21 protein-coding genes are annotated in these 19,732 nt (G+C 72.8%); 8 read left to right on the forward strand and 13 right to left on the reverse strand.

All coding sequences use genetic code 11. From position 1 onward, the window contains the following. The first annotated feature begins 138 nt into the window (after positions 1-138). Genes WMF34_RS24525 through WMF34_RS24535 form a run of 3 tightly spaced genes read left to right on the forward strand, consistent with a single transcriptional unit; the run spans position 139 to position 2,821 of the window. Positions 139-1,008, forward strand: coding sequence for an ABC transporter ATP-binding protein (locus WMF34_RS24525; RefSeq protein ID WP_012237400.1), 870 nt, complete (start codon positions 139-141; stop codon positions 1,006-1,008). Next, on the forward strand, positions 1,001-1,834 hold the full coding sequence (locus WMF34_RS24530; protein WP_012237401.1) for an ABC transporter permease: 834 nt from the start codon (positions 1,001-1,003) through the stop codon (positions 1,832-1,834). The genes WMF34_RS24525 and WMF34_RS24530 overlap by 8 nt, the downstream gene beginning before the upstream one ends. A 57-nt stretch (positions 1,835-1,891) precedes the next feature. Then, on the forward strand, positions 1,892-2,821 hold the full coding sequence (locus WMF34_RS24535; protein ID WP_012237402.1) for an aldo/keto reductase: 930 nt from the start codon (positions 1,892-1,894) through the stop codon (positions 2,819-2,821). A gap of 33 nt (positions 2,822-2,854) precedes the next feature. On the opposite strand, the gene WMF34_RS24540 is transcribed toward WMF34_RS24535, so the two are convergent. The 5 genes from WMF34_RS24540 to WMF34_RS24560 all read right to left on the reverse strand — a co-directional run bounded on the left by WMF34_RS24540 (position 2,855) and on the right by WMF34_RS24560 (position 8,945). Then, positions 2,855-3,799, reverse strand: a complete 945-nt coding sequence (locus tag WMF34_RS24540) for an alpha/beta fold hydrolase (RefSeq protein WP_437989290.1) — start codon at positions 3,797-3,799, stop codon at positions 2,855-2,857. Continuing rightward, complete coding sequence (locus tag WMF34_RS24545) at positions 3,796-4,428, reverse strand: TetR/AcrR family transcriptional regulator (RefSeq protein WP_437989291.1); 633 nt, start codon at positions 4,426-4,428, stop codon at positions 3,796-3,798. The genes WMF34_RS24540 and WMF34_RS24545 overlap by 4 nt, the downstream gene beginning before the upstream one ends. Positions 4,429-4,777: 349 nt before the next feature. Continuing rightward, positions 4,778-6,094 carry a hypothetical protein gene (locus WMF34_RS24550; RefSeq protein ID WP_437989292.1) on the reverse strand — a complete coding sequence of 439 codons (1,317 nt, stop codon included), beginning with the start codon at positions 6,092-6,094 and terminating at the stop codon, positions 4,778-4,780. Continuing rightward, positions 6,033-7,082, reverse strand: coding sequence for a matrixin family metalloprotease (locus WMF34_RS24555; RefSeq protein WP_437989293.1), 1,050 nt, complete (start codon positions 7,080-7,082; stop codon positions 6,033-6,035). Before WMF34_RS24555 ends, WMF34_RS24550 begins: the two co-directional genes overlap by 62 nt. Before the next feature lie 15 nt (positions 7,083-7,097). Beyond that, positions 7,098-8,945: a hypothetical protein gene (locus WMF34_RS24560; RefSeq protein WP_437989294.1), complete on the reverse strand. Its 1,848-nt coding sequence runs from the start codon at positions 8,943-8,945 to the stop codon at positions 7,098-7,100. A gap of 122 nt (positions 8,946-9,067) precedes the next feature. On the opposite strand from WMF34_RS24560, the gene WMF34_RS24565 reads away from it, so the two are divergent. Beyond that, the gene (locus WMF34_RS24565) at positions 9,068-9,676 is read left to right on the forward strand and encodes an FKBP-type peptidyl-prolyl cis-trans isomerase (RefSeq protein ID WP_437739181.1); all 609 of its coding nucleotides are present in this window, start codon (positions 9,068-9,070) and stop codon (positions 9,674-9,676) included. Between the two features lie 40 nt (positions 9,677-9,716). Here WMF34_RS24565 and WMF34_RS24570 read toward each other — a convergent pair whose 3' ends face one another. The 3 genes from WMF34_RS24570 to WMF34_RS24580 form a co-directional block, all read right to left on the reverse strand. Beyond that, positions 9,717-10,832, reverse strand: a complete 1,116-nt coding sequence (locus tag WMF34_RS24570) for a pyridoxal-phosphate-dependent aminotransferase family protein (protein WP_012237409.1) — start codon at positions 10,830-10,832, stop codon at positions 9,717-9,719. Between the two features lie 48 nt (positions 10,833-10,880). After that, complete coding sequence (locus WMF34_RS24575; protein WP_012237410.1) at positions 10,881-11,738, reverse strand: serine/threonine protein kinase; 858 nt, start codon at positions 11,736-11,738, stop codon at positions 10,881-10,883. A 121-nt stretch (positions 11,739-11,859) separates the two neighbouring features. Beyond that, positions 11,860-12,276, reverse strand: a complete 417-nt coding sequence (locus WMF34_RS24580; RefSeq protein ID WP_437292677.1) for a tellurite resistance TerB family protein — start codon at positions 12,274-12,276, stop codon at positions 11,860-11,862. Between the two features lie 172 nt (positions 12,277-12,448). Here WMF34_RS24580 and WMF34_RS24585 point away from each other — a divergent pair, with 172 nt between their 5' ends. After that, positions 12,449-13,186 carry a tetratricopeptide repeat protein gene (locus WMF34_RS24585; RefSeq protein ID WP_437989295.1) on the forward strand — a complete coding sequence of 246 codons (738 nt, stop codon included), beginning with the start codon at positions 12,449-12,451 and terminating at the stop codon, positions 13,184-13,186. Positions 13,187-13,212: 26 nt separating this feature from the next. On the opposite strand, the gene WMF34_RS24590 is transcribed toward WMF34_RS24585, so the two are convergent. Beyond that, entirely contained in the window at positions 13,213-13,581 is a 369-nt protein-coding gene (locus tag WMF34_RS24590; protein ID WP_012237412.1) for a hypothetical protein, read from the reverse strand. A gap of 10 nt (positions 13,582-13,591) precedes the next feature. Further along, positions 13,592-13,942, reverse strand: a complete 351-nt coding sequence (locus WMF34_RS24595) for a hypothetical protein (RefSeq protein ID WP_012237413.1) — start codon at positions 13,940-13,942, stop codon at positions 13,592-13,594. 189 nt (positions 13,943-14,131) lie between these two features. Between WMF34_RS24595 and WMF34_RS24600 the strand changes: the two genes are divergently transcribed. Continuing rightward, positions 14,132-14,842: a nucleotidyltransferase family protein gene (locus tag WMF34_RS24600; protein WP_437989296.1), complete on the forward strand. Its 711-nt coding sequence runs from the start codon at positions 14,132-14,134 to the stop codon at positions 14,840-14,842. On the opposite strand, the gene WMF34_RS24605 is transcribed toward WMF34_RS24600, so the two are convergent. From WMF34_RS24605 to WMF34_RS24615, 3 genes are all read right to left on the reverse strand, one after another. Next, the gene (locus WMF34_RS24605) at positions 14,831-15,976 is read right to left on the reverse strand and encodes a DegT/DnrJ/EryC1/StrS family aminotransferase (RefSeq protein WP_437989297.1); all 1,146 of its coding nucleotides are present in this window, start codon (positions 15,974-15,976) and stop codon (positions 14,831-14,833) included. The genes WMF34_RS24600 and WMF34_RS24605 overlap by 12 nt on opposite strands. Positions 15,977-16,045: 69 nt before the next feature. Continuing rightward, entirely contained in the window at positions 16,046-17,044 is a 999-nt protein-coding gene (locus WMF34_RS24610; RefSeq protein WP_437989298.1) for an SDR family NAD(P)-dependent oxidoreductase, read from the reverse strand. A 172-nt stretch (positions 17,045-17,216) separates the two neighbouring features. Next, a complete protein-coding gene (locus WMF34_RS24615; protein ID WP_044965677.1) occupies positions 17,217-17,579 on the reverse strand; it encodes a hypothetical protein in 363 nt (120 codons plus the stop codon). 180 nt (positions 17,580-17,759) lie between these two features. Between WMF34_RS24615 and WMF34_RS24620 the strand changes: the two genes are divergently transcribed. Next, positions 17,760-18,620, forward strand: coding sequence for an endonuclease/exonuclease/phosphatase family protein (locus WMF34_RS24620; protein ID WP_012237417.1), 861 nt, complete (start codon positions 17,760-17,762; stop codon positions 18,618-18,620). A 183-nt stretch (positions 18,621-18,803) separates the two neighbouring features. Further along, positions 18,804-19,694, forward strand: coding sequence for a cysteine synthase A (gene cysK, locus WMF34_RS24625; RefSeq protein ID WP_012237418.1), 891 nt, complete (start codon positions 18,804-18,806; stop codon positions 19,692-19,694). Positions 19,695-19,732: the final 38 nt, after the last annotated feature.

Below are 19,732 nucleotides of genomic sequence, written 5' to 3' on the forward strand. Positions count from 1 at the left end.
GCCTGCTGCTCCAGCAGCAGGCCGCCATCTGTTATAGCGGATTTGCGTCCAGGGAGCCGGCTCACGCTTGGTACGGGGCGTGCTCAACGGCGTTCCGTGAAGGGGCCCCCTCGTCGAGGTTCGGGAGCAGGAGGAGCCATGAGCAACAAGATCCAGTTCCACAATGTGAGCAAGACATTCGCCGTCAAGGGGCCGGCCGGCACCAAGGAGAGCGCGCGGTTCACGGCCATCGAGGACCTCAATCTCGACGTGAGGGCCGGCGAGCTGATGGTCCTCGTCGGGCCGAGCGGGTGCGGCAAGTCGACGCTCATCGATCTGCTCGGCGGCCTGTCGAAGCCGAGCAGCGGCAAGCTCCTGCTCGACGGCAAGCCGATCACGGGCCCGGCCCTCGATCGAGGGATCGTGTTCCAGCAGTATGCGCTGTTCCCGTGGCGGACGGCGCGCGAGAACGTCGAGTTCGGGCTCGAGGCCAAGGGCGTCCCGGAGAGCCGGCGCAAGGAGATCGCCCAGGATTACCTGGATCTGGTCAGCCTCTCCGGCTTCGAGGATCGGTATCCGCACGAGCTGTCGGGCGGCATGAAGCAGCGGGTGGCCATCGCGAGGAGCCTCGCCTACGACCCGGAGGTGCTGATGATGGACGAGCCGTTCGCGGCGCTGGACGCGCAGACGCGCGAGTCGCTGCAGGCGGAGCTGCTCCGGATCTGGGAGAAGTCGCGCAAGACGATCCTGTTCATCACGCACAGCATCGACGAGGCGGTGTTCCTCGGGCAGCGGGTCGCGATCATGACGTCCCGGCCCGGCCGGGTGAAGCGGGTGATCGATATCCCGGAGGAGATCCGGGGCTACGAGGACGCGCGGTCGACACCTGAGTTCGGCAGGCTGCGGCACGAGATCTGGACGCTGCTGCGCGAGGAGGTGTTGAAGGCCGAGGAGCAGGAGCGGAGCAAGCGGCAGAAGCGCGCGGCGGAGAGCCGCCCCGTGGCGGGCGTGGTGGCGGTCAATGGCTAGCCTGGAGCAATCGATTTCGCTGCCCGAGGAGTCGCAGCAAGGGCAGCTCGTGGGCGACGCGGCGCGGTGGATCGGCCGCGCGATCGCGCGGTCGGGGATCCTCCTCGCGGTCGCCGCCCTGTGGGAGACGGCGCCGCGGGTGGGCCTCGTGGAGGGGGCGTTCCTTCCGCCGCTCTCCGAGGTGCTGGGGACGGGGTGGCAGCTCCTCCAGAACGGGCAGCTCCTGAGCCACATCAAGGCGAGCCTGTCGCGCTCTCTCGTCGGCTTCACGCTGGCGATCTCCGTGGGTGTGCCGCTCGGGCTCGCGATCGGGTGGTACAAGGGCGTGGCGGACGCGCTCAATCCGCTGCTCGAGGTGCTGCGCAACACGGCGGCGCTCGCGCTCCTGCCCGTGTTCCTGCTGCTGCTCGGGATCGGGGAGTCCTCGAAGATCGCGCTCGTCATCTACTCGTGCACCTGGCCGATCCTGCTCAACACGATCAGCGGGGTGCGCGGGGTCGATCCGCTGCTCGTCAAGTCGGCGCGCACGATGGGGCTGTCGCCGCTCCAGCTGTTCCGCAAGGTCATCCTGCCGGCCGCAGTCCCGACGATCTTCGTGGGTATCCGCCTGGCGGGCGCGTACTCGCTGCTCGTGCTCGTCGCGGCGGAGATGATCGGGGCCAAGGCGGGGCTCGGATACCTGATCATCTACGCGCAATACAATTTCCAGATCCCGAGCATGTATGTCGGCATCTTGACCATCACGGCGCTCGGGCTGACGTTCAATCACCTGCTCATGCGCGTCGAGCGGCGGTTCACGTCGTGGAAGGTCGCCCCGAAGGAGTGAGCCCAGGCCCGGCGTGGGCGCCGTGACGATCACCGTTCATCGAGGGAGAGGACCATCGTGAATCGAATCATCCTGGGCCGGACCGGCCTCGAGGTCAGCGTGCTCGGCCTGGGCGCGGGCGGCGACAGCCGGCTCGGGTCCGGGCGCATCGCGGAGGCCGAGTCGCTCCGGCTCGTCCGTGCGGCCGTCGAGCGCGGCGTGAACTTCATCGACACGGCGGAGGCGTACGGGACCGAGGGGCTCATCGGCAAGGCGCTCCGCGAGGTGCCGCGCGACCGCGTGGTGCTCTCGACGAAGAAGACGACGCGCCTCGAGGCGCCGCTCCGCCCGGAAGACGTGGTGTCGTCGCTGCATGCGAGCCTCGAGCGGCTCGGCACGGATCACGTCGACGTCTACCATCTGCACGGCGTGCTGCCGGATCAGTACGCCGATCTGCGCGAGCGGATCGTCCCCGTGCTGCTGCGCCTGCGCGAACAGGGCAAGATCCGCTTCCTCGGCATCACGGAGGCGTTCGCCGCCGATCCGGCGCACGCGACGCTGGAGCAGGCGCTCCGCGACGATGTGTGGGACGTCGTGATGGTCGGGTTCAACCTCCTGAACCAGTCGGCGCGAGCGCGGGTGTTCCCGCTGACGCGGGCGAAGGACATCGGGACGCTGATCATGTTCGCGGTCCGGCGCGCGCTGAGCCGGCCCGATCGGCTGCGGGAGCTGCTCGCGGACCTGGCGGCGCGCGGCAAGGTGTCGCCCGAGCTCGGCGACGAGGGGCTGGACCGGCTCCTGGAAGGAGAGGGCGCCTCGTCGCTCCCGGACGCGGCGTACCGCTTCTGCAGGGACGAGCCCGGGGCGCACGTGATCCTGTCGGGGACGAGCAGCGTGGAGCACCTCCTGGAGAACGTGCGCTCGATCGAGGCGCCGCCGCTGTCGGCACGGGCGCGCGAGCGCCTCGTCGAGGCGTTCGCGCAGGTCGACGACGTGTCGGGGCACTGAGGGGCGCTCGCCGGCGGGAGCGCGGCGCGGGGTTCACGCGACCGGCGCGGCGAGCCCGGGCGGCGCGGGGGGCGGCGCGACGTCGGCGGCGTCACGCGCGGCGTCGCTGCCGAGGAAGCGCGTGATCCGCCCGCAGAGCCGCGCGCGGAAGGCGTCGTCGGTGGGGGGCGAGTGGCGGCACCCCTCGAGCAGCTCGGTCTCGGCGTGCGGCAGGAGCTCCTTCGCGCGCGCGAGCAGCTTCGCGCCGGGGAAGCTCACGTCGTCGTCGGCGCCGAACACGAGCGCGGGCCGCGTGAACCCGGCGAGGGACGCGGGCGTGGCGAGCGGCGGCGGGCGGAAATCGAGCCGGTAGCTGCGGACGGCGTCGCCGAAATAGGAGCACCACATGTCGTCGTGGGTGGAGAACAGCCCGGAGACGAGGCGCGCGAGGCGCTCTTCCGAGGGGAAGGCGCGGTAGAGGGCCATCGGGATCGCGATGCGGGTGAGGCCTTGCCACGCCGAGCCCGACACCAGGGCCGCGGGCACGATCAGGACGAGCCGATCGATGCGGGCGGGCGCGACCTGGGCCATGCGCAGGGCCGCGAAGCCGCCCCAGCTGACGCCGAGGAGGTGGGTGCGCGCGAGGCCGAGCGCGTCGAGGACGTCGGTGAGCCACTCGGCGTAGGCGGGCCCGTCGATCGGAAGGCGGACGTCGGCGCTCTTGACGGACTGGCCGATGACGTCGACGACGTGGACGCGGTAGCGCGCGAGGAGCGGGCCGAGCTCGGGCATGAGGTGCGCGGAGCTGGCGAGCGCGCCGTGCAGGCAGACGAGCGGCGGGGCGCTCTCGGGGCCGGCGATGCGGACGTGCGTGGCGCCGAAGCGGGTGGCGACCTCGCGCGAACGGGTCGGGACCGGGAGCTTTTCGTGGAACCTGTCGAACCACGCCGCGATGCGCGCGCGCGCCTCTGGACTGCGGAACATGATGGATGACGTCATCGAGCCCTCCTGACGTTGGCTGCGGGGCGGAGGCCGCAGAGGTGCTGAGCGACGAGCCGATCGAGCAGGGCGATGGGCGACGGGTGCGCGCCCTGGGCCCAGGCGATCAGCGCGAAGTAGTAGAAGGAGAAGAAGGCGACGCCGAAGAGCGCGGGGTCGGCGTCGTCGGCGACCTCCCCCTGCGCGCGGGCGGCGTTGAAGAGCTCGACGACGCGGCCGTGCACGGCGGCGACCTGCTCGGTGAAGCGGGCCTGCCAGGGCGGGTCGGCGAACAGGGCGTCGCGGAGCAGCGTCTTCGAGAGGGCCGGCCGGCGGGCGTAGTACGCGAAGAAGGCGGCCCCGAGCCGGTGGAGCCGCTGCTCGAGGGAGCCGGGCTCCTCGTCGCGGACGGCCTCGGCCGCGGTGGCGGCGAGGTCGTCGAACAGCGCGGCGTGGAGCAGGTCGCGCTTGTCGGCGAAGTGGAGGAGGACCGTGCCGGCGGCCACGCCCGCGTCCGCGGCGATGGCGCGGACGTTGGCGGCCTCGAAGCCGTGGCGCTCGAAGTGGTCGCGCGCGGCCTCGAGGATCCGGGCGCGCGTCGCGTCTTTCTGGGCGTCGCGCCGGCCGGGTCTTTGGATGAACACGTTCACTGAACGAGTTCATTACATGAGAAGGAGCGGCGGACAAGGAGAATTGAGCCGGTGCGCGGGGCATCCGACCCAGGTTGAGGACGCCCGCCCGAGGACGCCCCGGCGCTGGGGGGCATCCGACCCAGGTTGAGGGCGACGAGGCGGGGCATCCGACCCAGGTTGAGGACGCCCCGCGGGGCGGGGCATCCGACCCCGTCGGGCATCCGGGCATCCGACCCAGGTTGAGGGCGTCCGTCCAGGTTGAGGGCGTCCGTCCGTCCGCCTGGGCGCCCGACTCAGGTTGAGGGCGTCCGTCCGCCTGGACGTCCGACTCAGGTTGAGGGTGTCCGTCTGCGATCGCCGGTACGGCTCAGCCCGCCGCGGGGGCCTGCTGCGCCTGGGCGCGCGCCCGGAGGCGCTGCTTGGCGGAGGGGCCGCCGGCGTGGCGCACCGAGGCCACGGCGCGATCCATCGCGTCCCGCCAGTAGCGCGCGACGTCCTCGCGCTCGGTGAGGAGGGCGTCGATGGGCCCGTGGTCGGTCTCGATCTCGACAGCGAACCGGTCGCCGCGCGGGAGCACGCGGATCTCGCGGACCTCTCCGGCGGAGATGGCCGCCCCCAGCCGGCCCTCGGGGCGCAGGTCGATCGCGCCGGTGCGGCTCACCCAGGGGGCCACCACGAAGCGGCCCGGGCCGAACGACACGACCGGCGCGGAGCGCGCCGCATAACGGGACGAGAACCTGGCGACGCCCAGGAAGGCGTAGCCCGCGAGCGAGAGCAGCACGGCGGCGCTGCCGACGCCGATGGCGATGCCGCTGTCCCCCGCGGAGACGCTCCGCATGACCTGGATCCAGAGCGCGAGCGCGACGAGCAGCAGCGCGGCCCCGATGAGCGCGTTGCGAGCCGCGGAGCCGCGCGGACCGTGGCTCGCGTAATCCCGCAAGACGAGGAGCTCACCCTCGCTCCGGATCGCGAACCGCGACAGCGCGGCGGCCGGCAGCGCTGGCGGCGGAGTCGGGGCAGGCTCCGGGAGAGGCCGCGGCGCGATGGCGCCGGGCGGCTCGGTACCCCGCGCCGTCTCCAGCGGGACGCCCAGCGCGGCCGCGAGCGGCGCCGCCACCGCCTCGACGAGCGCCTCCGCCCGCGCGGCCTCGAGATCCTGCGCCTCGGCGACGAGCAAGCGCCGCGCCGCCGTGGCGCGCGCGGGCGCGGCGAGCGCGGGCGTGGCGAGCGCGAGCCAGGCGGCGACGTACGTCCGCTCGTGCGCGCACGTGGGGGCGCCGCAGCATGGGCGCCGCTCCGAGATCACCTGAATGCCCACCGCCTCACGAGGCTCGGCCGTGCCCTCCCCGGCCCCGCCCGCGCCGCCTGCCTCGGGCCGCGCGTGGCGGGCGCCCGCGAGCCTCAGCGGCGCGAGCCGGAGGACGCTCGCGCCGCGCTCGATCCGGAGCCATACCGGGTCCCGCGGCGCCGGGCCGAAGCCTGTATCCTGCTCCCGCCGCAGCGCGCCAAGCTCGGGCGCCACCCGGAGGATCAGCGGCGCGCCGCCGCCCTCCGCCGAGAGGGCGCGCGCCGCCCCGGCCGGATCGCCGAGCGGATCGAGGGCGGAAACGGAGCTGTCGGCCTCAAGGGAGCGGAGGGCACGCGCGACCTCCGCCTCGAACGCTGCGGTGCTCGGCTCGGGCATGGCGGGACGTTTGCCCCGGCTGCGCTGGGTTGTAAAGCGCACCCGTCCGCGCGACAACACGGCGGGCGCGCACTCCTGCCCCGGCCGATCGCTGCCGCTCGCGCAGGGTCCGGCGCGGCCGCCGGCGCCAGAAGGCCAGCAGCGCGCCGAGCGCCGTCATCGGCAGGGCGCCGGGAGCGATCGGCGGCTGGCCAGCCCCCGAGCAGGAGCAGCCGGCGTCGCCCTCGGCCTCGTCCACATTGCCGCTCTTCGGCCTGTCCTCGCTCCCCGACGCCGCGCCGCCCGCTCCGCCCGAGGCCGCCGTCGCGCCCGCGCCGGAGCCGCCGCCGCCCGAGCTCGCGGCGCTCGTCCCGGCGATCGGGTAGAGGGCGCAGACCCCTTCGATGTCGTCATCCTCGAGCGTGCGCGCCGACGTGCCGCCCGGGTAGAACCCCAGCATCATCGCCCCGCGCACGTTCGTGTGGCCCAGGCCGAGGAAGTGCCCTTCTTCGTGCGTGGCGATCGAGCGCACATCGATGCAGTCGCCTTCGCCCGTGTCGTTCCAGCAGAAGCCGACGTTGTTGAAGATCATGTCGGCCTCGCCGATGACGCCGTCGGCATCCCAGACCGGCATCGTGACGGCGATGACCGAGTCGGCTTGCCCGAGCTCGCCAGGCCAGCTGTCGCTGATCCAGAAAAATACGCTCTTGCCGTCGTCGAAGTCGTAGCTGTCCCCCGTGTCGCCGAGGAGCTCGGTCTCCCACGCGGTGCATCCGGGGCTCGACCAGGCCGCGAAGCCGGCCGCGATGCTGGCGGCGGCGAAGCTGGAGAGCGGCCCCGGGATCGTCCCCACGTTGATGTGGTAGCGGGCCGGCAGCGCGCGCCAGCGGGGGACGACCTCGAGATCGAGCGGCGCCCACGCGGCGGCCTCGCGGGCCCCCGCGAGCTGCGCCAGCGCGGCGGCGAGCGGGGCGACCAGGGCGAGCGCGGCCCTGAAGCCTCTGTTCATTCCCCCATCATCGGCTCATCGCTCCTGCGGGACCACCTCGAGCTCCTCGGGCGCCGCGCTCCCCTCGAGGGGCAGGGTCACCTCCACCCCCTCGTGCACCGGAAGGGTCGCCGCGACGGGCCAGGAGCGAGGCGCGCTGCCCTCGCCCGCCGCGACCTCGCGCAGCGTCACGCCGCGCACCGGGTTCACGCCGCCGTTGAAGAGGCACGCGCGCAGCCGCCCCTCGACGACCGCGGCCGAGCACGGGATGACATCGGCCGTGGCGCGCCGGATCCGGCCGAGCATCGCCTCCTCCGCAGGCGCGGCGGGCAGGAGCGCCACGAGCGCGTCGCGGGCGCGCGGGTCGCGGAGCCAGGCGAGCATCATCGCCGCGTGGATGCGCACCACGCGGTAGCGCGCGCGCGTCAGCTGGAAGAAGGCGTCGGGCGACGCCACGCCGGTCTCGCCGTCGAGCATGCCCGTCACGCCCGGCTCGATCTTCACCTCCGTCCCGGGCGCTTCGACGTGCCACTTCACAGCGCGCCCCGGCCCGAGCGCGCCCTCCCAGAACAGCCCGCGCTCGGTGATGCCGGCGCGCTCGCCGCGGCGATCGCGCCGCGCGAACGTGAGCAGCACGCGGAAGTCGCTGACGGGCGCGCCGCTGTTGTTCACGACCGCGAGCTCGAAATCGTAGCGGCCACGCGCCGGCCGCGTCGCGCGGCCGGCCCGGCCCGCGTCGCCCGGCTCCGCTCCGGCGTCGCGCGGCTCCCCGGCGGCGTCGCCCTGCCCCGCGCCGGCCTCGCTCTCGGCGTCGTCGTCCGCGCGGTCCCGCCGCAGGATCGGCGCGATCACCCCGGCGCCGTCGTCCGGCCCGGTCGATCCGAGCAGGCTGAGGATCGGCACCCCCGCCCGCCAGAGCGGCGAGTCGGCGCGATCGCAGAGGCAGTGCGGGAACGACGGCTCGGCGCGCTCCCGGGCCTCGCTCGCGAGGAGCGCGGCGGTGGCTCCCCGGGTCGCCTGCCCGACGCCGCGCGCCGCGCGCCGCTCGGCCGGCGGCTGATCGCGAGGGGCCGCGAACCGCTGCACGAACGCCATCGTCGCCACGATGCCGATCACCGCAAGCGCCGCGGGCACGAGCACGCGCGCCCGGAGCGGGAGCGCGTCGATCCCCTCCTCGACGCCGCGCCTCTGTTCGCGCCCCGGCCGCTCGCCGAGCGGCGTCGGGCGGGGCGCGAACACGGGCGCAGCCGGCGAGCCGGGGGACGAGGCCGCGAGCCGCTCCGACGCGAAGCCCATGCGGCTCGACATCTCCGCCACGAGCGCGTCGCGCAGGCGGTCCGAGGGCGGCCCTCCCCAGGTCGCGAGCCGCGCGACGAAGCGCAGCGCGAGCCAGGTCGCGAGCGCGACGAGGCACGCGAGCGACGCGGTCCCGAGCGGGCCGCTCGCGAGATAGTCGGGGGACAGGGCGGCCGCGAGCACGCCGAGCGGCGCCGGTGCGATCCAGCTCGCCATGCGGGCGTTGAGGCGCGCGCGGTAGGCGCTCTCCATCGCCTCCATCGCCGCCGGCGAGGTCACGCCGGGCACCCCGGGCAGATCGCCCTCGAAGCGCGCGAGGACGAAGCAGTTGTGCGGCGAGCACGCGGACGGATCGAGCGCCACGCAGAGCGCCTTGCCGCGCCGGAAGAGGCCGCGGATCGCGGTGTAGGGCACCCCGAACCGGACCGGCGCCGCCACGGCGCCCAGGGCGAACCCCTCGGCGTAGCCGGCGACCCGGACCAGCTCGACCTCGAGCTCCGCCTCGGCGCAGGTGAAGCGCACCGCGCCAACGGCATTGGCGCCCCCCTCGGCGATCGCCAGGGCAGCGACGGAGAACGCGCGAGCCAAGGTGGCCGCACCCTAACCGCGCGGGCCGGAGCGCTGCAACGGAAACCCGGACGGCCGGGAGGCCCCCGGGCGCGTCGGGTGACCGTTGATCGCCCAGCGCCGGGTGCGTAAGACGTGGCGCCATGAAGCCCCTCCAAATCGTCATCGCCATCTCCTGCGCTGTCCTCCTCGGCCCGGTCGCGGGCTGCGAGGAGAAGGTCCCCGAGCCGGATCTGCCGCCGGGCAGCGCCGTGCCGGTGGTGAAGCCCGCCGAGCCGGAGCCCGCCGATCTCATCAAGGAAGACACCGTCGTGGGCACCGGCCCCGAGGCGAAGGACGGCGACAAAGTCCGCGTCCACTACACGGGGCGCCTGCTGAAGAACAACGCCGAGTTCGACTCCTCCGTCGGCCGCGAGCCGTTCGAGTTCACGCTCGGCGCGTCGGAGGTCATCAAGGGCTGGGACCAGGGCGTTGCCGGCATGAAGGTGGGCGGCAAGCGCAAGCTCACGATCCCCTCCCGGCTCGGCTACGGCGACGCGGGCAGCCCGCCGAAGATCCCGGCCAAGGCGACGCTGGTCTTCGACATCGAGCTGCTCGGCGTCGGCGACGCGGCGAAGGACGCGGCCGGGGACGACAAGGCCGGGAAGACCACGGCCGACAAGGCGGCCAAGCCCGCGGGCGACAAGGCGGCCAAGGGCGACAAGCCCGCGGCGCCGGCCGAGAAGAAGGAGGCGCCCAAGGAGGCGAAGTGAGCCGCAGGCGGCCGCGCGGAGTGAGCCGCGGGCCCCGCGCTCAGACGACGCGCGCGAGCGCCTTGAGGAAGATCTCGTAGGCCTCGAGCGGGTACTCACCCATGTGGAAGATCCGGAACAGCCGGTCCGAGAGCTTCCCCTGGGCGGCGTAGATCTCGAACACGTGCCCATCGACCGGCTCGCTGGCGAGCCGGCTCGCCATCTCGTCGTAGGTCCGCCCGGCCGGGATGTGCAGCGCCGTCCCGATCGACTGGAGCGGCATGTTCTCCCAGCGCGCGATCGTCAGCCCGAGGCGCTCGTAGCCGGGGCGCAGGATCGCGCAGCGCGCCTGGTACACGGCGTGACGCCCGGCGACGCCGCCGGTGGCGGCGAGGTGCTCGAGCGCCGCGATCACCTGGCAGAGGCTCATCGGATCGATCGTGTAGGGGTGCGCGCCGCCCTGCTGGGCGCGCCAGGTCTTGTGGAGCTCCAGGCTCGGGACGCGGGCGGGGATCCGCTCCATCTCGGCGAGCAGATCCTTCCGGACCAGCGCCACCGTCAGGTTCGGGTGGCTGTGCAGGCCCTTGTTGCACGAGCCCATGACGGCGGCGATGCCCGAGCCCTCGAGGGCCAGCGGCTCGACGAAGAGCGCGCTGATGCCGTCGACGAGGAGCTTCTTGCCGTACTTCCGGGCGAGCGCGCCCACCTCGGGCAAGGGGTTCAACGTGCACGTCGACGTGCCCCCGTAGACCATGGCCACCGCGTCGACCTCGTCCGCCGCCAGGATGGCCTCGATCTTCTCGAGGTCCGGCCTCTCGCCGTAAGGCAGGCACATGTCGACAACCGGCTGGCCGAGCGTGGCGGCGTACTCGAAGATCCGGTCGCCGTAGGCGCCGTTCCGGACGACGAGGAGCCGCTCGTCGCGCCGCAAGCAGGAGCCGAGCACGGCGGCCATGGAGGTCGATCCCGACCCCGTGAGGAGGATGGCCTCGTAGCTGGGCGCGCCGAGGGCCTCGACGATGCCGTGCCGTGCCCGGTCGAGCAGCGGCCGGAGCCGGGGGCCGCGCGGGACGATCGGGCTCTCCCCGTAGGTGCGGGAGACCTGGTTCACCGCGTCCGGCAGGTGGAAGACCGCGGGCGTGAGCGAGACGACGCGTGGCGTTTCGGCGGCGATCATGCCGCGATATCTAGCCCGGAACGCGCGCGGGACGCAGCGGAGATCGCGCTACGCCCAGCGGAGCTGGCGCAGATCGTCCCAGACATCGCGGGCGGAGTGGTAGCGGTAGGCGTCGCGGCGGCGCAGCAGCTTGGCGATCACCTGGCTGAGCGGCGTGCCGAGCGCCTCGGCCTTCTGCCGGGGGGTGCCCTCGGCGATCTGCCGCGTGATCTCCTCGTAGGCGACGTTCACGTCGATGGCCGGTTGCCCGGTGTGCATCTGGTACATGAGCAGGCCGAGCTGGTAGAGGTCGCTCTGCGTCGTCGTGTAGCCCGCCGTCACGAGCTCCGGCACGAGGATCTTCGGGTTCGCGACCTGCGGGCGGAACCAGCGGGTGACGCCGTCGAGCTGGTGCGCGACGCCGAAGTCGGTGAGCTTGACGAGCGGCCTGTGGTCGAGCTGGGAGATGAGCACGTTGCCCGCGTGCAGGTCGGCGTGCACGACGCCGTTGTCGTGCAGGTACTGCAGCGTCATCAGCAGCTGGCGCGCGAGCTCCAGGAGCAGCGGCGGCTGGAACGGGGCGCCGAGCAGCGCCCGGAGGCTCGTGTCGCACCGCTCGAGCGCCAGGTAGAACAGGTAATTCACCTCGAACGCGTCGTGGATGTAGACGATGTTCGGGTGGCGGAAGCTCTCCAGGCGGAGCATCTCGCGCGACCACTCTTCCTTGACGACCTGGTAGGGCTTGTTCGCCGGCCGCAGCATCTTCAGGGCGTACACCTGATCGAACGGCCCGCTGCACTCGTACACCGAGCCATACTGCCCATCGCCGATGAGCGCCCCGATCACGTACGTCCCCCGGGTGGAGGTCAGCGCTGAGCCCGGCACCGGAAACGGGATCAGGAAACTACCAGTGGAAGACCAGGTCACGGCGAGGCCATCGTAACCGAAAACGCTGGCGCCCGTTCACCCCGCCGCGCGCGGCCCGCGTTCGCGGCGCAGGGGGCGCCCCTGTCCCCCCGCACGCGGCGCGCCGAGGGCGGCCGGCCGCTCATGAAGCGGCGAGCTTCCGCACGATCTCCGCGGCCTCGGCCTGATCGAGCTCGAGCGCCGCGGCGACGTCGAGCAAGAGCTCGCGCTCGCTGCTCCTGACGATCCCGTCGGCGACCACGACCTGAGCGGCCAGGAAGAAGGCGACCTTCCGGGCCTGCGGGCTGGCGAGCCGTTCCTTGAGCGACGCGAGCCGGGCCGCGCGGCCCTCCTTGTGGAGCTGCTCCACCACGGTCTGGAGGAGCGTGTCCATGGTGCTCTGCGGGATCCGTCGATCCGTGAGCGACTCTACGCTCCGGGCGAAATGGATCTTCTCCTCCGGGCTGAACTCGCCGTCGGCGAACGCCGCGAGGAACATCAGCTCGACGAGCGCCTCGAGGTTCGGCTCATCAAGCGTTTGCAGCGGAGGAGGGCTCATCTGGGGCATCGGCTCCGTGTACACCGAGGCCCGGCGCGGGACCAGCCCTGGAGCGCCCCCCTTATCCCGCGCGCCCGGGGCAAACGTGCGCGCCCGGGGCAAACGCGGCGGGGTTGAATGTGCCCGAGGGGCGGCATTGGGAGAGCGCTCCCTGTGTGTCATGAGTTCGAGCATGCACGTGCGCGAACTCGCCCAGTCGCTCCTCGGCGCGCTCTTCCTCTGCGGCTGCAGCAGCGCGACCGCGGCGCGGCGCCCTGCCGATCCGGGCCGACCCGCACCCGAGGGGCGCGCGGCGACGCCGCGGGCCGCGGCGAGCGCCGAGGCGGCCCCGCCGCCGCTGCGGCTGCCCTGCGAGGCGGACGATCTCGTCGGCTGTACGAACGGCTGCGCCGACCACCAGATCGAGGACTGCGTGACGCTGGGATCGATGTACCTGGGCGGAGCGATCGTCTCGATCGACGTGGAGCGGGCGATGACGCTGTTCGAGAAGGCGTGCGCGGAGGGGAGCGCGCGCGGCTGCTTGCGGCTCGGCGACGCCTACCACGATCGGCTCGCGCGCGCGGGCGGCGCCGGCGGGGCGAGCGAGGCGGACGAGGCGGCGCTCTACTGGCACGCGCGCGCATGCCACGCGGGCGCGAACCTCGGATGCCTCGCGGCGGGCAGGGCCTACCTCCACGGCCAGGGCGCGAGCGCCGATCCCGGACGCGCGGCCGCGCTGTTCCAGCGCGTCTGCGAGCGCGGGAACGCCCCCGCCTGCGTCGAGCTCGGACATCTCCACGCGGAGGGCGAGGGCGTGAAGCGCGACGACCGGAAGGCGGTCGAGCTGTTCACGAAGGCGTGCAAGCTGGGCCTCGACGAGGGATGCCTGCGGGCGAGCCGGTCCGGCGACGTCCTCCCGCCGCGCGACTGACGCGCCTCGACCGCCGCTCTTCGCCGTCAGTCGGTCCGGCGGCGCTGGGCGATGTCCAGCGCCGCCGTGATCATCGCGGTGAGCTGTGTGTCCGACACGTTCTCGGAGGGGAGCACCACGAGCTCGGCGCCGATGCGCCGCGACAGCTCCATGAACCCTTCCGGATCGAACGCCCGCACGTCCTGCGTCATCACGATGGCCAGCGGGTGCAGCCATGCCGCGCTGCCGCGCAGCGACACGAGATCGCACGCGAGCAGGTCGGCGCCTTCGACGAAGACCAGCCGCCGGCAACGCTCCGCGAGCTGCTCGCTGGCGCTCACGATGAGCACCACCGAGGCCGACGCCGTCCGCTTGCTGCGCCCCGCTGGTCGTGTCGGTAGCTCTCGCGTGCTCATGAAGCCCAGGTCAGCGAGCGAGCAGCGGGCGCCCGTACGGGACGGGCCCGCCGCCCGGCGCCCGGGCCCGCGCCTCGTCGGCGAGGGCGAGATCCATGACGAAGGAGCCGAACGGCAACCGGAAATCCCGGTCGTTCGGCTTGGTTGCGTAGAGGGCGAGCAGCGAGAGCACGCTCCCGATCTGCGCCGCGGCCGGATCGCCCTCGCACGCGTTGAAGCGGTCGGCGAGCGTGCACAGCTGCCGGAAGAGCGGACCGCCCGGGTGCGGGCCGGCGCTGCACATGGCGAAGGTGCCGCTGCCTCGATATCCGAGCTTCCGGCGCTTCCTGGCGGGGGTACGGGACGGAGGTACCATCGTCATGATTGCTGCCCAAGTCGCCTGTGAGGGATGAATCGCCCCACGCCGGGGCTGACCTGCCGCGGGACGCTCTCCAACCAGTAATAGAGCAGCCCGAAGAGAGTCAATCGGAGAGGACGCCGCGGGCCGGGCAAGCGTGAAATTCTGCGGAATGGTCACCCGTCCGGGCAGCGCGTGGGTATACGTCATCGCATGAAGGCAGTCGTGCTTGCCGGCGGCAAAGGGTCCCGGCTCCGCCCCTACACCGCCCTTATTCCGAAGCCGCTCATGCCGATCGGGGATCACACGATCGTCGAGATCCTCCTCCGGCAGCTGGCGCGGGCGGGGGTCACCGACGTCGTGATGTGCGTCGGCCACCAGGCCGCGCTCATCGAGGCGGTCGTCGGCGAGGGGAGCCGATACGGGCTGCGCATCGCCTACCAGCGCGAGGATACGCCGCTCGGGACCGTGGGTCCGCTCCGGGTGATCGAGCGGGACCTGCCGGAGCGCTTCCTCGTGATGAACGGCGACATCCTCAGCGATCTCGACTTCACGGCGCTCCACCGGACGGGCGAGTCGACCGGATCGCCGCTCACCGTCGCCGTCTGCGAGCGCGCCTCGAAGATCGACCTGGGGGTGCTCGACCTCGGCGCAGACGGGCGCGTCGTCAGCTTCCGCGAGAAGCCGACGTACACGTTCTGGGTCAGCATGGGCATCTACGCGATGAGCCGCGGCGTGCTGCCTTTCATCCCCGAGGGCCGGCCGTTCGGGTTCGACGACCTGATGCACGCGCTGCTCGGCGCCGGCGAGCCGGTGGCCACCTTCCCCTTCCGGGGCCACTGGCTCGACATCGGAAGGAGCGACGACTTCGCCGAGGCGCAGGAAGAGTTCGAGAAGAACCGGCAGCGGTACCTACCGGAGTGACGCGGCGAGCGCCTCGCACACGGCGTCGACGTCGGCGTCGGCCATGCGCGGGTGGAGCGGCAGCGTGAGCTCGCGGCCCGCGATCGCGTCCGTCCGCGAGAGCCCCTCCTTGCGCACCCGGTCCGAGGCGCCGTGGTGCGAGAAGCGGTGGATCGGCGTGTAGTGCACGCTCGTCTGGACCCCGCGCGCCTTCATGGCCTCCATCACGGCCTCGCGCGAGGTGCCCTCGGGCAGGAGCACCGGCATGAGGTGGTGCGCGCTCTCCCCCAGCCCGCGCGCGTAGAAGTCGCGGTACGGCAGCCCGATGCCCCGCGCCCCGGCGAGGCGCTCGTGGTAGCGCGCCGCGAGCGCGCGCCGACGCGCGTTGCCCGCCGCGAGCCGGCCGAGCTGCACGAGGCCGATGGCGCTGCGGATCTCGTCGATGCGGTAGTTCATGCCCGCGTCCACGACGTCGTAGGTGAACGCGTGCCCCTTGTGCCGATCGAGGGTGAGCGTCGTCATCCCGTGCGCGCGGAGGAGCCGCATGCGCGCGTGGAGCGCGTCGTCCCTCGCGATCACGGCCCCCCCCTCGCCGACCGCGAGGTTCTTGTTCGAGAAGAAGCTCAGGCAGCCGACGTCCCCCAGCGTCCCGAGCGCCCTGCCCCGGTAGGTCGCGAGCGGCGCGTGCGCCGCGTCCTCGACCACCGCGAGCCCCCGCTCGGCCGCGATCGCGCAGATCGCGTCCATGTCGCAAGGGTAGCCGGCGTAATGGACGACCGCGATCGCCCGCGTCCTCGGGGTGATCTTGCGGACGATGTCAGCGGGATCGACGCTGAGGTCGTCGTCGCCGACGATGTCGGCGAGCACCACGCTGGCCCCGCACAGGAGCGCGGCGTTGGCGGTCGCCACGAACGTGAGGCTCGGGCAGATCACCTCGTCGCCGGGGCCCACGGAGAGCGCGGTGTACGCGAGGTGCAGCGCGGCGGTGCAGTTCGTCACGGCGAGCACCCTCGGGGTGCCGAGCGCCTCGCCGAGCTCCCGCTCGAACTGCGCCGTCCGCTCCCCCATCGTCAACCAGCCCGACGCGACGACCTGCCGCGCAGCCTCGGCTTCTTCAGGCCCGAACGAGAGATCGCTGAGAGGTATCTTCCACATGGCCTTCCATCCATCCAGCCGGCGCCCCGCGGAGAGGGCGCGCGAGGCGCCGGCCCCCGGCCGCGCGCGTCAGATCGCGTACTCGCGCGGCCGGTAATCGGTGAGGTGACGCTCGACATAGGCGTACGTCCGCGCGAGCCCCTCCTCGAGCGGCACGCGGGGCGCGTAGCCGACGAGCTCCGCGGCGCGACGGAAATCGGCGAGCAGCACCATGACCTCGCTCGCGTCGGGGCGCACCCGGGCGTCGTCCGTCACGAGCTCCGCGCGCTTGCCCGTCACCTCGAAGATGAGGCGGACCAGATCGCCGATGGAGATGGCGCGCCCGCTCCCGACGTTGAGCGTCTGCCCCACGGCCCGCGCGCTCGATCCGACGAGGAGGAAGCCGGCGACGGTGTCGGTCACGAAGTTGAGGTCCCGCACCGGCGCGGTGCTGCCGATGCGGAGCGCGGCGCTGCCGGCGGCGAGCTGCTGCATCACGCTCGGGATGATCGCGCGCGACGACTGCCGCGGGCCGTAGGTGTTGAACGGCCGGATGGTCGCCACCTCGAGGCCGAACGAGAGGTGATAGCTCTCGGCGAGCTTGTCGGCGCCGATCTTCGTGGCCGAGTACGGGGACTGGCCGGTCAGGGGGTGCGCCTCGTCGATGGGCGTGTAGCGCGCGGTGCCGTAGGTCTCGCTCGTCGACGTGTGGACAACGCGCGCGCCGTGCTCGCGCGCCGCCTCGAGGACGTTCAGCGTGCCCTGCACGTTGGTCGCCACGTACTGCTGCGGGGCCACATACGAGTAGGGGATCCCGATCAGGGCCGCGAGGTGGAACACGACGTCGGCGCCGCGCACGAGCGACCGGACCGCGCCCGCGTCCTCCACGTTGCCGGGGACGACCTCGACCTGCGCGAGGACGTCCTCGGGGAGCCGGTCGAGGTGCCCGCGCCGCGAGCCCGAGGTGTACCGGACGAGCGCCCTCACGCACGCGCCCTCCCGGACCAGCGCCTCGACGAGGTGGCTGCCGATGAACCCGCCGGCGCCGGTCACCACGACGCGCTTGCCGCGATAGAAGCCTTCGCTCACAGCCGCGTCCGTGGCCCCTGCGGGTTCGCGCGTCAAGCGCGTACCGAGGCGGCGCGCCCGTTTGCGCCCGGCAGCGCGGCCCCGCGCGCGGCGCGCGCCGGCCCGCGCCGCGCTCGGGCAGCGCCGCCGCGCAGCGGCCCGCGGGGCTCGCTGGCGGACGGCGCGGCGGGGATCACTGGATCTGGATCTGGTCGGTGGGCGTGTTGCCCGCCCCCTCCGGCGTGCCGATCTCGCGGTGCACGCAGAGCCCCTGCTTGCAGTAGGAGTCCGGCGGGGGCTTGCAGTCCACCTTGGGCTCCTCGCACTTGCCCGTCTTGTAGCTCTCCGAGAGGGGCTTGATCTTGTCGAAGGTCGCGTTGCTGATGGGCTTCGCACAGCCCGGCCACTCGCTCTGACGGCAGTCGGCGTCCGTGTTGCAGTGCTGCGCCTTGTTCACCATCTCGAAGGCGTCGCCGCGGACTTTGTCGCACTCCTTGGGATCCATCTTGCTCTCGCAACCGGCGACCAGCGCGAGCAGGAGGAAGCTCGCGGTCATGCGGAGCGAGGTCCGAGGTCGGAAGGAGGCCGATCCAGGCCGCCCGCGTCGACGAGCACACGTGATCATTCAGGGTTCTCCCGGTCAAGGCCGCCCTTCCGCGCCGGAGGGGCAGCGGCCTGCGCCGGGCCCTTCGTATCACGGCTGGATCCGGGCGCGCAGCTGGCGTAGCCCGTCGGCATGGAACGTCCTCGAGAAGGCTCCGGGGTCAGCGGCTCCCCGCACGGCGGATCCGGCATCCGTGTTCGCAGCTCCCTCCGGGTGCTCACCCTGAACATCTGGAACCGCCACGACCCGTGGGAGGCGCGCCTCGAGGTCATCCGGGAGGGTCTCCGCGAGCTCGATCCCGACGTTGTCGGCCTCCAGGAGGTGCTGTCGTACGAGGGCCGCTCGCTGGCCGACGGCATCGCGGACGGGCTCGGCTACGAGGTCGCGTTCGGCGCCGCGCACGACCTCGGCGGCGGCGTGCTCTTCGGCAACGCCGTGCTCTCGCGCTGGCCGATCGCGCGGAGCCAGGCGTTCCCCCTGCCCACGGGTGAGACCGACGAGAAGCGCTCGATCCTGCTCGCCGAGCTCGGGTCGCCCCACGGCGCGATCCCGTTCTTCGTCACCCACCTCAACTGGAAGTTCCACCACGGCGCCGTGCGCGAGGCGCAGGTCGCGGCCGTGGCCGACATCGTCATGCGCGAGGCACCCATGGAGGGCCTGCCGCCCATCGTCGTAGGCGACTTCAACGCGCAGCCCGAGGCCACGGAGATCCGGTTCATGAAGGGGCTGCACGCCCTGAACCAGAAGAGCGTCTACTTCGCCGACACCTTCGACCAGACGGGCAAGGGCCCCGGATTCACCTTCGATCCGGTGCGGAACCCGTTCGCGGCCATCACGAACGAGTACCCCCGCCGCATCGATTACGTCTTCGTCCGCGGCCCGGACGCGCAGGGGCGAGGCAAGCCGCTCTCGTCGAGGGTCGTCTTCGAGGAGATCCGCAACGGCGTCGCCGCTTCGGATCATTACGGGGTTCTCTCGGAGATCTCGATGTAAAGCGGGCCGGCGCCCCTGGAGGGGCGTGCGCTCCGGCACGTTGCCCGGGGATGCCCTGTTCACGTGTACACTGGCGGCATGTCGTCCCCTCGAGCACCGGGCGACGGACCGCCGAGTCCGCCCGACGCGCCTGGTGAGAGCTCGGCTCCTCCGCCTGCTGGCGCGGTCCGCGTCGGTCCGGTCGTGCCGGACGCCCTGTCGCTCATCGGCGGCACGCCGCTCGTCCGCCTTGCCCGGATCTCGCCCGAGGGCGGAGGCGTCGTCTACGGCAAGCTCGAGTCGATGAACCCGGGCGGCAGCGTCAAGGACAGGGCGGCGCTCGGCATGGTGCTCTGCGCCGAGCGCGAAGGGATCCTCAGGAGAGGGTCGACCATCGTCGAGGCGACGAGCGGCAACACGGGGATCAGCCTCGCGATGATCGCCGCCGTGCGCGGCTACCGCTGCGTGGTGGTCATGCCCGAGGACATGAGCGTCGAGCGCCGGCACGTCCTCCGCGCGTACGGCGCCGAGATCGTCCTCACGCCCGAGGGCCAGGGCATGGCCGGCGCGGTCGCCCGCGCGATCGAGATCTGCGAGGCGACCCCCGGCGGGTGGATGAGCCAGCAGTTCCAGAACCCGGCGAACCCCGGCGCCCACGCGCGCGCCACCGGCCTCGAGATCCTCGCGCAGACCGGCGGCGACATCGCGGCCTTCGTCGTCGGCGTGGGCACCGGCGGCACGCTGACCGGCTGCGGGCGCGTGCTCCGGGATCAGCTCGGCGGCGCGGTCCGCATCTGCGCCGTCGAGCCGACGAAGAGCGCCGTGCTCTCCGGGCGAGGCCCCGGCCCCCACGGCATCCAGGGCCTCGGCCCCGGCTTCGTCCCGGCGATCCTCGAGCGATCGCTCATCGACGAGATCCTGACGGTGACCGAGGCGGGCGCCTCGCGCATGGCGCGGCGGCTCGCCCGCGAGGAGGGGCTCCTCGTCGGGCCGAGCTCCGGCGCCAACGTCCACGCGGCCGTGGAGATCGCGCGCAGGGTGCGCGGGACGATCGTGACCGTGCTGCCCGACTCGGGAGAGCGCTACCTGCTCTGAGCCACCCCCGGCGGCGGCGAGCGCGGTGCGCGCGCCAT

Origin of the sequence: Sorangium sp. So ce145 (assembly GCF_051525985.1) — a bacterium.
GTDB lineage: Bacteria > Myxococcota_A > Polyangia > Polyangiales > Polyangiaceae > Sorangium > Sorangium cellulosum_B.

Coding starts and splice junctions, on each gene's coding strand:
- WMF34_RS24600 (WP_437989296.1), top strand. CDS start 14,132: ATGAAGGCAGTCGTGCTTGCCGGCGGCAAAGGGTCCCGGCTCCGCCCC.
- WMF34_RS24605 (WP_437989297.1), bottom strand. CDS start 15,976: ATGTGGAAGATACCTCTCAGCGATCTCTCGTTCGGGCCTGAAGAAGCC.
- WMF34_RS24540 (WP_437989290.1), bottom strand. CDS start 3,799: ATGACGTCATCCATCATGTTCCGCAGTCCAGAGGCGCGCGCGCGCATC.
- WMF34_RS24525 (WP_012237400.1), top strand. CDS start 139: ATGAGCAACAAGATCCAGTTCCACAATGTGAGCAAGACATTCGCCGTC.
- WMF34_RS24555 (WP_437989293.1), bottom strand. CDS start 7,082: ATGAACAGAGGCTTCAGGGCCGCGCTCGCCCTGGTCGCCCCGCTCGCC.
- WMF34_RS24530 (WP_012237401.1), top strand. CDS start 1,001: ATGGCTAGCCTGGAGCAATCGATTTCGCTGCCCGAGGAGTCGCAGCAA.
- WMF34_RS24570 (WP_012237409.1), bottom strand. CDS start 10,832: ATGATCGCCGCCGAAACGCCACGCGTCGTCTCGCTCACGCCCGCGGTC.
- WMF34_RS24620 (WP_012237417.1), top strand. CDS start 17,760: ATGGAACGTCCTCGAGAAGGCTCCGGGGTCAGCGGCTCCCCGCACGGC.
- WMF34_RS24580 (WP_437292677.1), bottom strand. CDS start 12,276: ATGAGCCCTCCTCCGCTGCAAACGCTTGATGAGCCGAACCTCGAGGCG.
- WMF34_RS24565 (WP_437739181.1), top strand. CDS start 9,068: ATGAAGCCCCTCCAAATCGTCATCGCCATCTCCTGCGCTGTCCTCCTC.
- WMF34_RS24550 (WP_437989292.1), bottom strand. CDS start 6,094: ATGCCCGAGCCGAGCACCGCAGCGTTCGAGGCGGAGGTCGCGCGTGCC.
- WMF34_RS24585 (WP_437989295.1), top strand. CDS start 12,449: ATGCACGTGCGCGAACTCGCCCAGTCGCTCCTCGGCGCGCTCTTCCTC.
- WMF34_RS24595 (WP_012237413.1), bottom strand. CDS start 13,942: ATGACGATGGTACCTCCGTCCCGTACCCCCGCCAGGAAGCGCCGGAAG.
- WMF34_RS24615 (WP_044965677.1), bottom strand. CDS start 17,579: ATGACCGCGAGCTTCCTCCTGCTCGCGCTGGTCGCCGGTTGCGAGAGC.
- WMF34_RS24590 (WP_012237412.1), bottom strand. CDS start 13,581: ATGAGCACGCGAGAGCTACCGACACGACCAGCGGGGCGCAGCAAGCGG.